This window comes from Streptomyces sp. NPDC000878 (assembly GCF_053599695.1).
Genome location: NZ_JBSFMT010000026.1, coordinates 52966 through 66295, shown reverse-complemented (window position 1 = coordinate 66295; position 13330 = coordinate 52966). Strand labels below are relative to the sequence as shown.

Annotated in this window: 14 protein-coding genes; 4 read left to right on the top strand and 10 right to left on the bottom strand. The window is 69.1% G+C overall.

Annotated features, from left to right (window positions below; all coding sequences use genetic code 11):
* Positions 1–36: 36 nt before the first annotated feature.
* Entirely contained in the window at positions 37–1980 is a 1944-nt protein-coding gene (locus ACWDR4_RS23425) for an AMP-dependent synthetase/ligase (RefSeq protein WP_450411238.1), read from the bottom strand.
* A gap of 358 nt (positions 1981–2338) precedes the next feature.
* Here ACWDR4_RS23425 and ACWDR4_RS23420 point away from each other — a divergent pair, with 358 nt between their 5' ends.
* Positions 2339–3217 (top strand): MaoC family dehydratase, encoded by an 879-nt coding sequence (locus ACWDR4_RS23420; protein WP_450411236.1) that lies wholly within the window; start codon positions 2339–2341, stop codon positions 3215–3217.
* A gap of 89 nt (positions 3218–3306) precedes the next feature.
* Here ACWDR4_RS23420 and ACWDR4_RS23415 read toward each other — a convergent pair whose 3' ends face one another.
* The 6 genes from ACWDR4_RS23415 to ACWDR4_RS23390 all read right to left on the bottom strand — a co-directional run bounded on the left by ACWDR4_RS23415 (position 3307) and on the right by ACWDR4_RS23390 (position 7641).
* Positions 3307–3966 (bottom strand): TetR/AcrR family transcriptional regulator, encoded by a 660-nt coding sequence (locus ACWDR4_RS23415; protein ID WP_450411235.1) that lies wholly within the window; start codon positions 3964–3966, stop codon positions 3307–3309.
* Between the two features lie 26 nt (positions 3967–3992).
* Positions 3993–4325, bottom strand: coding sequence for a DUF4229 domain-containing protein (locus tag ACWDR4_RS23410; protein ID WP_450411233.1), 333 nt, complete (start codon positions 4323–4325; stop codon positions 3993–3995).
* 111 nt (positions 4326–4436) lie between these two features.
* The gene (locus ACWDR4_RS23405; RefSeq protein WP_450411231.1) at positions 4437–4961 is read right to left on the bottom strand and encodes an N-acetyltransferase family protein; all 525 of its coding nucleotides are present in this window, start codon (positions 4959–4961) and stop codon (positions 4437–4439) included.
* Between the two features lie 150 nt (positions 4962–5111).
* Entirely contained in the window at positions 5112–6275 is a 1164-nt protein-coding gene (gene mqnE / locus ACWDR4_RS23400) for an aminofutalosine synthase MqnE (protein ID WP_450411230.1), read from the bottom strand.
* 61 nt (positions 6276–6336) lie between these two features.
* Positions 6337–6792: an Lrp/AsnC family transcriptional regulator gene (locus tag ACWDR4_RS23395; protein ID WP_105972321.1), complete on the bottom strand. Its 456-nt coding sequence runs from the start codon at positions 6790–6792 to the stop codon at positions 6337–6339.
* Positions 6793–6918: 126 nt separating this feature from the next.
* Positions 6919–7641: a UbiX family flavin prenyltransferase gene (locus ACWDR4_RS23390; RefSeq protein ID WP_450411228.1), complete on the bottom strand. Its 723-nt coding sequence runs from the start codon at positions 7639–7641 to the stop codon at positions 6919–6921.
* A gap of 116 nt (positions 7642–7757) precedes the next feature.
* On the opposite strand from ACWDR4_RS23390, the gene ACWDR4_RS23385 reads away from it, so the two are divergent.
* Positions 7758–8396: a rhomboid family intramembrane serine protease gene (locus ACWDR4_RS23385; protein ID WP_450411342.1), complete on the top strand. Its 639-nt coding sequence runs from the start codon at positions 7758–7760 to the stop codon at positions 8394–8396.
* A 98-nt stretch (positions 8397–8494) separates the two neighbouring features.
* Here ACWDR4_RS23385 and ACWDR4_RS23380 read toward each other — a convergent pair whose 3' ends face one another.
* The 3 genes from ACWDR4_RS23380 to ACWDR4_RS23370 form a co-directional block, all read right to left on the bottom strand.
* The gene (locus ACWDR4_RS23380; RefSeq protein ID WP_450411227.1) at positions 8495–8704 is read right to left on the bottom strand and encodes a peptidoglycan-binding domain-containing protein; all 210 of its coding nucleotides are present in this window, start codon (positions 8702–8704) and stop codon (positions 8495–8497) included.
* A gap of 139 nt (positions 8705–8843) precedes the next feature.
* Positions 8844–9752: a menaquinone biosynthesis prenyltransferase MqnP gene (mqnP, locus tag ACWDR4_RS23375; RefSeq protein ID WP_450411226.1), complete on the bottom strand. Its 909-nt coding sequence runs from the start codon at positions 9750–9752 to the stop codon at positions 8844–8846.
* A complete protein-coding gene (locus ACWDR4_RS23370; RefSeq protein WP_450411222.1) occupies positions 9749–11206 on the bottom strand; it encodes a menaquinone biosynthesis decarboxylase in 1458 nt (485 codons plus the stop codon). The genes mqnP and ACWDR4_RS23370 overlap by 4 nt, the downstream gene beginning before the upstream one ends.
* 96 nt (positions 11207–11302) lie before the next feature.
* Here ACWDR4_RS23370 and ACWDR4_RS23365 point away from each other — a divergent pair, with 96 nt between their 5' ends.
* Together ACWDR4_RS23365 and ACWDR4_RS23360 are read left to right on the top strand one after the other, a co-directional pair.
* Positions 11303–11710, top strand: coding sequence for a PLD nuclease N-terminal domain-containing protein (locus ACWDR4_RS23365; RefSeq protein ID WP_450411220.1), 408 nt, complete (start codon positions 11303–11305; stop codon positions 11708–11710).
* A 137-nt stretch (positions 11711–11847) separates the two neighbouring features.
* Positions 11848–13230 (top strand): purine-cytosine permease family protein, encoded by a 1383-nt coding sequence (locus tag ACWDR4_RS23360; protein ID WP_450411218.1) that lies wholly within the window; start codon positions 11848–11850, stop codon positions 13228–13230.
* Positions 13231–13330 lie beyond the last annotated feature (100 nt).

The window sequence follows — 13330 nt, the reverse complement described above, 5'->3', positions numbered from 1 at the left end:
CCCGGGTTACCGCTCGTCATCGCTCGTCAGCGCTTGTTACCTCTCATACAACCCCTCCACCTCATCCGCGAAGTCCTGCATGATCTCGAACCGGCGCAGCTTCATCGACGGTGTCAGATGGCCGGCCTCCTCCGTGAAGTCGACGGGGAGGATGGTGAAGCGGCGGATCGACTCCGGGCGGGAGACCAGCTTGTTGGCCTCCTCCACCGCCCGCTGGATGACCGCCCTCAAGTCGCCGTCGTCCATGAGGAGTTCGGCCGGTACGGGGTGCTTGCCCTGCATCTGGCGCCAGTGGGTGAGGCCCGCCGGGTCCAGGGTGATCAGGGCCGAGATGTAGGGGCGGCCGTCGCCCAGGACCATCGCCTGGGAGATCAGGGGGTGGGCCCGCAGCCAGTTCTCCATGGGCGCCGGGGCCACGCTCTTGCCGCCCGCCGTGATCAGGATCTCCTTCTTGCGGCCGGTGATCGTCAGATAGCCCTCGTCGTCCAGCGAGCCGATGTCGCCGGTCGCGAGCCAGCCGTCCGGCGCCGCCGGGACGACGCCACCCGCGCCCGGATCCCAGTAGCCGCGCAGGATCTGATCGCCCGCCAGCTCCACCTCGCCGTCGGCGGCGATCCTGACCCGGGTACCGGGGAGGGGCCAACCCACCGTCCCCACCCGGGGTTTGAGCGGTGGCGTGACCGTGGCCGCGCCCGTGGACTCGGTCAGGCCGTACCCCTCGTAGATCTCGATGCCCGCCCCGGCGAAGAACCCGGCGAGCGGCCGGCCGAGCGGTGAGCCGCCGCAGATCATGTAACGGACCCTGCCGCCCATGGCGTTGCGGATACGGCGGTACACCAGGGGGTCGTAGAAGGTGCGCGCGGTGCGCAGCGCACGGCTGGGGCCGTGGCCGATGCCGTGCCGCTGGTCCTCCACCGCCTCGCTGTAGCGGCGGGCCACACTCACCGCGCGGTCGAAGGACGAGAGCCGTTTGCCCATCTCGGCCCTCGCGCGGGCCGTGTTGAAGACCTTCTCCAGCATGTACGGGATGGCGAGCAGACACGTCGGCTTGAACTCCGCCAAGTCCCCCAGCAGATCCTCCGACTTGAGGCTGGGGGCGTGGCCCAGGCGCACCCTCGCCCGTATGCACGCGATGGCCACCATCCGGCCGAAGACATGGGACATCGGCAGGAACAGCAGCACCGACGCCTCCTCCTTCGTCCGGTCCCGGAAGACGGGGTAGAGGAGTTCGATGGCGTTGTCGACCTCGGCGAAGAAGTTGCCGTGCGTGAGCGCACAGCCCTTCGGGCGGCCGGTCGTGCCCGAGGTGTAGATGAGGGTGGCGAGCGTGTCGGGGCCCAACACCCCACGCCGTACGGCGACTTCCTGGTCCGGCACGTCCTTGCCCAGCTCGGCGAGCCGCTCCACGTGCCCCTTCTCGAAGACCCACATGTGCTGGAGGTCGGGGATACGGTCGCGCTCCGGGCCGAGGGCAGCGGCCTGGGCGACCGTCTCCGCGGCGAGGGCCACGGCGCCGGAGTCCTGGAGAATCCAGCGGACCTGGAAGGCGGAGGACGTCGGGTAGATGGGGACGGTGACGAGACCCGCCGCCCACGCGGCGAAGTCCATGAGCGTCCACTCGTACGTCGTCCGCGCCATGATGGCCAGCCGGTCGCCCGGCACCAGACCCTCGGCGATCAGCCCCTTGGCCACCGCGAGCACCTGCTCGGCGAACTCGGCCGCCGTCACATGCGCCCAACTCCCGTCCTGTGTACGGCGGCTGAGGACCGTCGCCGCGGGTGCCTGGTCCGCGTTGTCGAACGGGATGTCCGCGAGCGAGCCGTAGGTGACGGACGTCACGACCGCCGGTACGGACACCTCGCGCACGGCTCCGTCCAGCCGCCGTATCTCGGGCTCCACCAGGAGGGGCTCGCCGTCGTAGCCGACGGCGGACACGGGCAGTGGCGAGGACGGGGTAGAGGACGGGAACGACGAGGACACGGGCGGCTCCTGTGGCGTGCAGCGGCCTTCCGGGGCGTGCACCTCCGGTGGCGTTCGCCACGGGTGTACGACGACGGCGGTTACCGCTGGTTAGGAACCGGATCGTACGGCTCGCACGTGTGGGGTTCGTGCGGGTTCGGGGGTGGTGGGGCGGCGGGGGTGTGCAAGCTCAGGTGTCGCACAGGCTACCGATGAGTCAACTTGCCCTGTCCTGAGCGTTTTTCACGTTAGCACCGGCCCCATGCGCCTTCCTAGGCCTTCTTCACACCTTCCGCCCATCGACACCAATGGGCGATCCGGGGCTTACCTCCGGTAACCTGACTCTGGAGTAAGTACGGTACCGAGGTGGGAGTTGACCATGGACGACCGTTCCCTTCACACCCTCGACCGGCCCCCGGCCCTCGCGCCGCTGCTCACCCTGGGCGCCCTGCTCTCCCCCGTCAAGAAGGCCGCCCTCAACAGGCCCCGCACGCACGCCGATTGCCCCCGCACCCGGCTCACCCTGCCCGGCGTACGCATCGACCTCGCCCGCCTCGCCGCCTACGAACGCGTCTGCGGCTTCCCCACCGGCGACGACGCCCTCCCCGTCACCTACCCGCACGTCCTCGGCTTCCCCCTGGCCATGCGCCTGATGACCGACCGCAGCTTTCCGCTGCCGCTGCTCGGGCTGGTGCACACGTCGGTGGAAATCGTCCGTTGGCGCCCGCTTGCGGCCACCGGGCTGTACGAACTCTCCGTGTACGTCGATGAGTTGACGGCGCATCGGCGGGGGACCGAGGCGTCGGTGCGGACGGATCTGCGGGAGGGGGAGGAGTTGGTGTGGGAGTCGCGGAGTACGTATCTGGCACGGCACGGCTCACGCGCCGTTGTGCCGTCCGCCACCGCCGCCGGCCCCGAGGAGCGTGAGGTGTTGCCTCTTGTCGCCGAGTGGCGGCTCGGTGGGGATGTCGGTCGGCGGTACGCCGCTGTCTCCGGTGACCGCAATCCCATCCACCTCAACGTCCTCGGCGCCCGTCTGTTCGGGTTTCGGCGGGCGATTGCTCATGGCATGTGGACTGTCGCGCGGTGCCTGGCCGCCCATGGTGTCCCTGAATCGACCCTGGTTCGGGCCGAGTTCAAGGCGCCTGTGCTGTTGCCGGGGGCGGCGGCTTATGGGGCGGATGGGTTTGGGAGCTTTGAGTTGCGGGGTGGGAGTGGGGGGCGGGTGCATTTGCTGGGGGAGGTTCGGGCGGTGTGAGGGTTGTTGGGTCCCTGCGGCGCCGTTGGGGCTGGTCGCGCAGTTCCCCGCGCCCCTAGGAGGGGCCTGCGGCCCCATCAGGGGCGCCTCTAGCTCTCCGTGCCGGAAGTCTGCGGGGGTGTCCACGGACTGCCCGCCATCAAACTGTTGAGGCCTGCCCAGGCGAAGTTCATCAAGGTCGTTGCTGCCTGTTTCGCGGTGACGCCCGGGGTGGCGTTGGCCCAGGCTGCCAGGGATTCGGCGGCGCCGACGAGGGCCTCGGCGAGGCCGGCGACCTCTCGTTCCGGGAGGGAAGGGTCGCGGTGGGCCTCGCGGGCCGCGATCACGATCAGCTGCGTGACGAACGCGACGATCTCCTCGCGCATCGCCGCGACCTCGGCCGCGAACGGCTCGCCGTGGGTGCGGGCCTGGAGATGCAGTACCGACCAGCCGTCCGGATTCTGGGCGGTGTGGGTGAAGAACGCGCGCAGACCGTCCCAGAGTTGACGGTCGGCGGGGAGCGCCGGTTCGACACCGGCGCGGACGGCCTCGGTGAGTCTGCTCGCCTCGCGCCGGATGCAGGCGGTGAAGAGGTCTTCCTTCGAGTTCAGGTACAGATAGACCAACGGCTTGGAGACACCGGCGAGTTCGGCGATCTCGTCCATCGACGCGGCCATGTAGCCCCGCTGGCCGAAGGTCCGTACGGCGGCGTCCAGCATCTGCTGCTCACGGACGGCACGCGGCATCCGTTTGTTCTTCACAGCACCCATGAGGGCAAGGGTAGTTGTGGCGCGAGTCAGGAGGGCTGGCCCTGGGTCTGGGCCTGGGCCTGGGCCTGGGCCTGGGCGCGGGCGGCCTCGTCCACCGCCTCGTCCTCCTGGCTGCGGTTCGCGTCCAGGTTGGCCTTGACGCGGTCCACCTTCTCGACGATCTGCACCGACGCCCGGTCCCGCTCCTTGCGGAGCACCACGAAGCTGATCGGCGCGGAGATCACGAGGGAGAGCAGGATGACCCACATGCCGTTGGAGCTGCCCAGGCCGCGCGGTGCGATTCCGGAGTAGACGGCGCCCCAGACGACCAGCAGGCAGGCCACCAAGATCCCGAAGCGCATCAGCGTGTAGCGGAGCATCTCAATCCACTCTTCTTCCGGTCCGAACATTGCCAATAACGGGCGTCATCCAGTGAAACACGCCCAGGTCACGATCTTGCAGTGGGGTGCTCGGCCGAGTCGGCGGCGCGCTCAGTACAGCGGCAGCAGCATCGTGATGTCGTCGCGGTCGTCCCCGGGGGCGACCCGTATCGCGCCGGGCACGCGGCCGACCTCCTTGTAGCCGCAGGAGCCGTAGAAGCGCTCCAGGCCCAGTCCGCCCCGGCAGCCGAGCCGTATCGCCTCGATGCCGTCGAGCCCACGGGCGGCGTCGGCGACGGCCGCCATCAGGTCCCGCCCGTACCCCTTGCCCTGGTGCCTGGGATGCACCATCACCGTGTAGACCCACAGCCAGTGCGTCCGCAGCCGATGGGCGTTGAAGGTGAGGAACGCGGTCGCCGCGACCCGCCCCTCCTCGTCGTGCCCGACAAGCAGCCGAGCGGCCCCCGCCCCGAGCGCCACGAACTGCTTCACCAGCTCGGGCCGGACCGTCTCCCGGTCCACGGGGGCGACGAAGCCGACCGCACCACCCGAATTGGTGACATCGGTCCAGAGATCGAGAATGCCGTCACGGAGGGGGGCGTCGACGGCAGGATCGAGGGTGAAGGTAAGCGCCACGGCCGAAGAATACCTATTACCGCACCGTCGTTCGAACCCGAGCCCTCACTCCCAGCTGGAGAGCCGGGGCGCAGCCCCGCTCTCCAGGGGCGCGGGGAACTGCGCGACCAGCCACGACGGACCCGCACCCGCCCACCAAGCCCCGCAAACTCACACCCGCATCGGCTGCGGCGACTCCCGACGCGCCGGGTCCGGACCCTCGTACTCCCGAATGATCTCGTACCGCGTATTGCGCTCCACCGGCCGGAACCCGGCGTCCCGGATCAGGTCGAGAAGGTCCTCGCGGGTGAGCTTGTTGGGCGTGCCGTAGTTGTCGGCGTCGTGCGTGATCTTGTACTCGACGACCGAGCCGTCCATGTCGTCCGCGCCGTGCTGCAACGCCAGTTGCGCGGTCTGGACGCCGTGCATGACCCAGAAGACCTTGACGTGCGGGACGTTGTCGAACAGCAGCCTCGACACCGCGAAGGTCTTGAGGGCCTCCGCGCCGGTCGCCATCTGGGTACGGGCCTGGAGCCTGTTCCGTACCTTGCCGTCCTTCATGTCGACGAAGTCGTGCTGGTAGCGGAGCGGGATGAAGACCTGGAAGCCGTTCGTCTCGTCCTGGAGTTCGCGCAGGCGCAGGACGTGGTCGACGCGGTGGCGGGGCTCCTCGATGTGGCCGTACAGCATGGTGCACGGGGTCTTCAGACCCTTCTCGTGCGCGAGGCGGTGGATCCGCGACCAGTCCTCCCAGTGCGTCCGGTGGTCCACGATGTGCTCGCGGACCTCCCAGTCGAAGATCTCGGCGCCGCCGCCGGTCAGCGACTCAAGGCCCGCGTCGATCAGCTCGTCGAGGATCTCCGACGCCGACAGCCCGCTGATCGTCTCGAAGTGGTGGATCTCCGTCGCCGTGAACGCCTTGAGCGAGACGTCCGGAAGGGCCGCCTTCAGCTCGCGCAGCGACCGCGGGTAGTACCGCCACGGCAGACTCGGATGCAGCCCGTTGACGATGTGCAGCTCGGTGAGGTTCTCGCCCTCCATCGCCTTGGCGAGCTTCACCGCCTCCTCGATGCGCATCGTGTACGCGTCCTTCTCGCCCGGCTTGCGCTGGAACGAGCAGTAGGCGCAGGAGGCGGTGCACACGTTGGTCATGTTGAGATGCCGGTTGACGTTGAAGTGCACGACGTCACCGTTCTTACGGGTCCGCACCTCGTGCGCGAGCCCGCCGAGCCAGGCGAGGTCGTCCGACTCGTAGAGCGCGATGCCGTCCTCGCGGGTCAGCCGCTCACCGGCCCTGACCTTCTGCTCCAGCTCGCGCTTGAGTCCGACGTCCATACCCACTCCCACACCCTTGTCCGGCAATCCGCCAACATGCCCAACCGTACGACCTGACCGCTCAGACCTCTTCGGGCAGGTCTCCGACCCTGTTCTCCCACTTCGTGGAGAGCACGACTGTCGTACGGGTCCTGGAGACGCCCTGAATCCCGCTGAGCCGCCGGATCGTCTTCTCCAGACCGTCGACGTCACTCGCCCGCACCTTGAGCATGAACGAGTCGTCGCCCGCGATGAACCAGCAGTCCTCGATCTCACCGAGGTCCCGGAGCCGGCGCGCCACGTCCTCGTGGTCGGCCGCGTCGGACAACGAGATGCCGATGAGCGCGATGACTCCGAGGCCGAGCGAGGCGGAGTCGACGGTGGCGCGGTACCCGGTGATGACACCGGCCGCCTCCAGCCGGTTGATGCGGTCGGTGACACTGGGTCCCGACAGACCGACGAGGCGCCCCAGCTCGGCATAGGAGGCCCGGCCGTTCTCCCTCAGGGCCTGGATGAGCTGCCTGTCCACCGCGTCCATGCGATCGAGCCTTCCGATGAAGAATCTTGAAGTTTGCCGATGATGCTGAAGTGCTGAATGTGCTGAAGGTTCTGCTGGTGCTCAAAGTGATGAGCGGTACCGCGAATCACTGATACGGCCCAGGACTCAGCCGTTATCAGTACGGGACGTACGCGACGCCCCGCCGCCGAGTTCGCCCTCCCAGCGGCGGTACAGCCCGTGCGGGACGCCCGCCGCGTCGAGCACGCGCCCGGCGACGAAGTCCACCAGGTCCTGGATGTGGGTGGCACCGGCGTAGAAGGCGGGCGAGGCCGGTACGACGCTCGCGCCGGCGTCGTCCAGCGTCACGAGGTGCCGCAGCGTCTGCCCGTTGAGCGGGGACTCCCGTACGGCGACGACGAGTGCGCGCCGCTCCTTGAGGGTCACACTGGCCGCCCGTTGCAGCAGATCCTTGGACAGCCCGAGCGCGACCCCGGCCACGCAGGCCGTGGAGGCGGGCACGATCAGCATCCCCTTGGTGGCGTACGACCCGGAGGACGGCCCGGCGGCGAGGTCACCGGCAGCCCAGTGCCGTACGCCGCTGATGTCCACGTCGAAGGTGTCGGGCTTGCCGTCGGCGCCCCGGGTCAGCCATTCCCGCAGGTCGTCCTGCCAATGGGCGTCCCGGAAGGAGATCCCGGTCTCGTCGAGCAGCGTCAGCCGGGAGGCCCGGGACACGACGAGGTCGACGCTCTCGCCCGCATCGAGGAGGCCGCGCAGGACGGCGGCGGCGTATGGCGTGCCGGAGGCGCCGGACACCCCCACGATCCAAGGCGCGCGCGGCGTCTCTCCTGGCTTGAGTGGGTTCACGGGACCGAGCTTATCCGGCATCGTGGGGTGGGAACCGTGGGAGGGCGCTCGGGCGTTCCCTGGAAGGGACGAGTTGATTCGTCCGTGATGGGCGGGACGGGGGTCTGCACATGTGGGAGAAGTGGGGTCCGGCGCGGATGGTCCGGCCCGGTGCGGGTCCTGACCGGCCCGGTGGCCGACTGTCCGACACGCGCCTGTCCGGCGGTGACCGCGCGAAGGCCGCCGCCAAGCTGATGCTCGGCTGGGTGGCGCTGCTGTGGCTGCTTGAGGTCGTCGACGTGGCGAGCGGCCACGCGCTGGACGGCCTGGGCATCACACCTCGTACGCCCTCCGAGCTGGTCGATGTCGTCCCCGCCGCCTTCATCCACTTCGGCTTCGGCCATGTGGCCGCCAACAGCGTCCCGCTGCTGGTCCTCGGCTTCCTCGCGGCCCTGGGCGGCCTGCGCCGGTTCGCCGCGGTCTGCGCGCTGATCATCGTCGCCGACGGAGTGGGTGTGTGGCTCATAGCCCCGGCGCACACCAACACGGCGGGCGCCTCCGGCCTGATCTTCGGCCTCTTCGGCTACCTGCTGGTGACGGGCTTCGTGGAACGCCGGCCACTGGGCATCCTGGCGGGCCTGCTCGTGGCGGCCGTCTGGGGCACGACCTTCCTGGCGGGCCTGGCTCCGACCCAGACGGGGGTCAGCTGGCAGGGGCATCTGATCGGGCTGATAGCGGGGGTGGGGGCGGCGGTTGTCTTCCGGCGACGGAGGACTTCGGCGGGCGCTGTGGCGTAGGGGCACGGAGGAGGTGTCCTCCGCGCGACCGGCGACGCCGGGGATCCGGCGCCGCCTGTCCGGCCGGGATCAGCGGCCAGGAGTCCTACGACGACTCGTCAACACGCGTACGCGTTCGACGCGGCCCAGTAGTTGAGGCTTGCCCAGGTGACACGACCGACGATCCCGTCGACGGTGATGTTGACGCAGCCCTGGAACTTCAGTACCGCAGCCCGGGTCGCCGGGCCGAAGTAACCGTCCTCCGCCAGGTTGGTGTTCCTCATGGAGTAGTTCAGCTCGCACTGCAACTGCCGAACCGCGAACTCCACCTGGCAGACGGGGCACTGGACCCCGCCGAGGCCTGCCTGGAACAGGCACTGGACCGGTGGACCCGGCTCAGCCTTCCGCTCCTCGGCGCCCCCGTACCCGCGGCGCGTGAACCCGAGTAGGCCGCGTGCAGGCTGACCTCTACGGCGTGAGGCCCCGGACCAGCAGGTCCAGCAGCGCGCACACGAAAAGCGCGATTCCGATGAATCCGTTGACCGAGAAGAACGCCCTGTTGAGCCGCGACAGGTCGTTCGGCTTCACGATGTTGTGCTCGTACAGGAACGCGCCCGCGACGACCACCAGGCCGACCCAGAGGAACGTACCGGCGTCGGTGGCGACCGCGTACCAGGCCAGAAGTGCCGTGGTGACGGTGTGGCAGGCGCGCGCGCCCCACACCGCCGCCGGGATGCCGAAGCGCGCGGGCACCGACAGCACACCGGTCTCGCGGTCCGTCTCGACGTCCTGGCAGGCGTAGATCAGGTCGAAGCCGCCGATCCAGATACCGACCGCCAGACCGAGGATGACCGCGTCCCAGGACCACTCCCCCGTGATCGCCAGCCAGCCGCCGACCGGGCCCATGGCCTGGGCGAGACCCAGGATGGCCTGCGGGAAGTTCGTGAACCGCTTGCCGTACGGGTACACCACCATCGGGATCACGGCGACGGGGGCGAGGGCCAGGCAGAGGGGGTTCAGAAGGGCCGCCGAGCCCAGGAAGATCACGACGGCGATCAGCGCGCCGGTCCAGGCGTGCTTCACCGACATCGCGCCGGTCACCAGCTCGCGGTGGGCCGTACGCGGGTTACGGGCGTCGATCTCGCGGTCGATGATCCGGTTGACGGCCATCGCGAACGTCCGCAGACCGACCATGCAGATCGTGACCAGGAGCAGCTTGCCCCAGTGGATGTCCTTGTCCGCCTGGAACATCGCCGTGAGCGCCGCGATGTAGGCGAAGGGCAGCGCGAAGATCGAGTGCTCGATCATGACCAGGCGCAGGAATGCTTTCGTACGCCCCGGCTGGGGCAGTGCAGCAGAGGCAGATGCGGAACTCACAGGCCGTATTCCTTCCAGCGTCTGTCGACCGTCGCCGCCGTCTCCGGGTCCGACACCACCATCTCCGGCCAGCCGCCGTCCCGTGTGTACCCCTCCTCGGGCCACTTCCGGGTCGCGTCGATGCCCGCCTTGCCGCCCCAGAACTGCTGGTAGGAGGCGTGGTCGAGGTGGTCGACGGGGCCTTCGGCCACCGTCAGGTCGCGGGCGTAGTCCGTGTTGCCGAGGGCCCGCCAGGCGACCTCGTGCAGGTCGTGGACGTCGCAGTCCGAGTCGACGACCACGATGAGCTTGGTGAGGGACATCATGTGGGCGCCCCAGACCGCGTGCATGACCTTCTGCGCGTGCTTCGGGTACTTCTTGTCGATCGCGACGATCGCGCAGTTGTGGAAGCCGCCCGCCTCGGGGAGGTGGTAGTCCACGATGTCCGGAACGATGATCTTGAGGAGGGGGAGGAAGAACCTCTCCGTGGCCCGGCCCAGCGGGCCGTCCTCCGTCGGCGGCCTGCCGACGACGATCGACTGGAGCAGCGGTCGCCGCCGCATCGTCACACAGTCGATGGTGAGCGCCGGGAAGGGCTCCTGCGGGGTGTAGAACCCGGTGTGGTCGCCGAAGGGGCCCTCCGGGAGCATCTCCCCCGGCTCCAGCCAGCCCTCCAGGACGACCTCCGCCTGCGCCGGCACCTGCAAGGGCACCGTCTTGCAGTCGACCATCTCGATCCGCTTGCCCGCGATGAACCCGGCGAACAGATATTCGTCGATGTCACCGGGGAGGGGCGCGGTGGACGCGTACGTCACGGCGGGCGGACACCCGAAGGCGATGGCGACCGGCAGCCGCTCCCCCTTGCGCGCGGCCATCTGGTAGTGGTTCCGGCTGTCCTTGTGGATCTGCCAGTGCATACCGATCGTGCGCTTGTCGTGCCGCTGGAGGCGGTAGAGACCGAGGTTGCGTACGCCGTTCTCCGGGTCCTTGGTGTGCGTCAGCCCGAGGTTGAAGAAGGAGCCGCCGTCCTGCGGCCAGGTGAACAGGGCCGGGAGCCGGTCGAGGTCCACCTCGTCGCCCTTGAGGACGACCTCCTGCACCGGCGCGTTGTCGGACTTCACCTTCTTCGGCGGTACGTGCGTCATCGCGCCGAGCTTCCCGAACGCCTCGCGCACACCGACGAACCCGTGCGGCAGCTCGGGCTTCAGCAGCCCGCCGATCTTGTCGCTGATGTCCTCGTACGACTTCAGTCCGAGGGATTTCAGCAGCCTGCGGTCGGTGCCGAACACGTTCATCGCCAGCGGCATCGCCGACCCGCGCACGTTCTCGAAGAGCAGCGCGGGCCCGCCTGCCTTCTGCACCCGGTCGACGATCTCCCCGACCTCCAGGTACGGGTCCACCTCGGCCTTGATGCGCTTGAGGTCACCCTCGCGCTCCAGCGCCCTGAGCAGGGAGCGAAGATCGTCGTAAGCCATGCGTTCCAGTATCCGTCACCCACTACCCTGGACCCGTCAGCGGGGGCCGGACGCGACCGTCGGAGCGCCCGGACAGCGACTCAAGGGGACCGATACATGCTCCGGGTGCTGCTCATCCTGGTGCCTCTCGCACTGAGCATCTACGCGTTCATCGACTGCGTGACCACGCAGGAGAAGGACGTCCGCTTCATGCCCAAGCCCGTGTGGGCCCTGCTCATCCTGCTGTTCCCGCTGGTCGGCTCCATCTCCTGGCTGATCATCGGCCGCGACCGCGCCACCTCCCGGCGCATGGGCTCCGCCTCGGGCGGCCAGTGGGTCGCCCCGGACGACAACCCCGAGTTCCTGAAGTCCCTCAAGGACGAAAAGGTCGAGAAAGCCGAGAAGGCCGACGACAGCGAGCCGGTGCAGGACGACGACGCCCACCTGCGCGACTGGGAGGCCGACCTGCGCCGCCGCGAGGAGGAGCTGAAGCGCAGGGAGAACGGCGAGGAGCCCAAGGACTAGCCCAAGGAATAAGGCTTACGGGGGCTGTCGGCAGCCCTCGTACAAGCTGCCCCGTACAAGCTGTACGCCGACGAGCCCCCCGAAGCGGACAATGCGCCCCTGGGCCGGGCCGGGCGGGGGCCGGACACTTACCTCGCATGACGACTGCTCCGGCCAGTACCCCTGTGAGCCCGGCCCCCGAGTACGGCGACAAGGTCATCGCCGTCGAGACGGCGGGCTCGGAACCCATCCCGGACGCCGAACGGCACGGCGGCCCCCTCCAGTTGCTCTGGACCTGGGCCTCGCCGAACATCGAGTTCGCGACCGTCTACATCGGCGTGATCTCGGTCCTGTTCTTCGGGCTGAACTTCTGGCAGGCGTCCGCGGCCCTGCTGCTGGGCACCGCGCTCGGTTCGCTGACGCACGGCATCCTCTCCCTCGACGGGCCCCGGTTCGGCGTACCGCAGATGGCGATCGGCCGGTTCTCCTTCGGGTTCAAGGGGAATCTGCTGCCCGCCGGTGTGAACGCGCTTGTCGCGGGTGTCGGCTGGTTCGCCGTCAACAGTGTGAGCGCCGCTTTCGCGCTCAACACGCTGACCGGACTGCGGCCCCTCCCCTCCCTGTTGCTCGTGGTGGTGGCGGAGATCGTGATCGGCTTCATCGGCCACAACTTCGTCCACGCCTTCGAGAAGTACGCGTTCCCGGCGCTGGCGGTCGTCTTCCTGCTGGCCGGTGTCTGGACGTTCAAGGAGGCGGACCTGGGCGCGCCGGGCGCCGGCGGCGGTATCGGTGGGTTCCTGCTCGCCTTCAGCGCGGCCTGGGGGTACACGGCCGGCTGGAACCCGGGTGCCTCGGACTACTCCCGCTATCTTCCCCGTACGGCCGACCGGTTCCGGACCGCGCTCTACCCGGCCGTGGGCCTGTTCGTGTCCGTCGCCGTCGTGTCGCTGATCGGCGCGGCCTCGGCGACGATCGTCGCTCCCGAGGGCGCGTCCCCGACAGCGGCCTTCACGGGTCATCTCCCGGGCTGGCTCAGCGACTTGGTGCTGCTCGCCATCATCCTGGGCGCGGTCTCGGCGAACGCCCTGAACGTCTACTCCTCCGCGATGTCGGTCACGTCCCTGGGCTTCCGGCTCCCCGTGTGGCTGGGGCGCGGCGCGATCGTCGTGCTGTGCGGGCTCGCGGGTACGGCGGCGGCCTGGTCGTCGCTGGCGGACGCGGGGCACGCGTACGAGGCGTTCCTGCTGGTGATCGCCTACTGGGTGGGTCCGTGGCTGGGTGTGGTGCTGGTGGAGCGGTGGCTTCAGACGCGGACGCCGGTGGAGACGCTGGCCGCGCGGCTGTCCGACCGGTCCTTCGCCAACTGGCCTGGAATCGCCTCCCTGTTGGCGGGCATCGTGGTGTCGGTGCCGCTCTTCTCGAACCAGGAGAAGTACGTGGGCTGGGTGCCGGACCAGTGGCCGGCCTTCGGTGACATCACGTGCCTGGTGGGGTTCGCGGTGAGTGCGGGGCTGTACCGGGTGTTGCGGCGGGCCGCTTGAGCCGCACATGGATCGATTTGCCGATCGGCCGGGCGTACATCCCCCACACGCCCGGCGCGCGTTATCGGCTGTCCCGGTCGAGCGTCTGCCCCAATTGAAC

Bases quoted from the DNA above. Each gene is read 5' to 3' on its own strand.
- ACWDR4_RS23365 (WP_450411220.1), top strand. From the start codon at position 11,303: ATGCTCCGGGTGCTGCTCATCCTGGTGCCTCTCGCACTGAGCATCTAC.
- ACWDR4_RS23370 (WP_450411222.1), bottom strand. From the start codon at position 11,206: ATGGCTTACGACGATCTTCGCTCCCTGCTCAGGGCGCTGGAGCGCGAG.
- ACWDR4_RS23415 (WP_450411235.1), bottom strand. From the start codon at position 3,966: ATGGGTGCTGTGAAGAACAAACGGATGCCGCGTGCCGTCCGTGAGCAG.
- ACWDR4_RS23385 (WP_450411342.1), top strand. From the start codon at position 7,758: ATGGTCCGGCCCGGTGCGGGTCCTGACCGGCCCGGTGGCCGACTGTCC.
- ACWDR4_RS23420 (WP_450411236.1), top strand. From the start codon at position 2,339: ATGGACGACCGTTCCCTTCACACCCTCGACCGGCCCCCGGCCCTCGCG.
- mqnE (WP_450411230.1), bottom strand. From the start codon at position 6,275: ATGGACGTCGGACTCAAGCGCGAGCTGGAGCAGAAGGTCAGGGCCGGT.
- ACWDR4_RS23410 (WP_450411233.1), bottom strand. From the start codon at position 4,325: ATGCTCCGCTACACGCTGATGCGCTTCGGGATCTTGGTGGCCTGCCTG.
- ACWDR4_RS23360 (WP_450411218.1), top strand. From the start codon at position 11,848: ATGACGACTGCTCCGGCCAGTACCCCTGTGAGCCCGGCCCCCGAGTAC.
- ACWDR4_RS23395 (WP_105972321.1), bottom strand. From the start codon at position 6,792: ATGGACGCGGTGGACAGGCAGCTCATCCAGGCCCTGAGGGAGAACGGC.
- ACWDR4_RS23390 (WP_450411228.1), bottom strand. From the start codon at position 7,641: ATGCCGGATAAGCTCGGTCCCGTGAACCCACTCAAGCCAGGAGAGACG.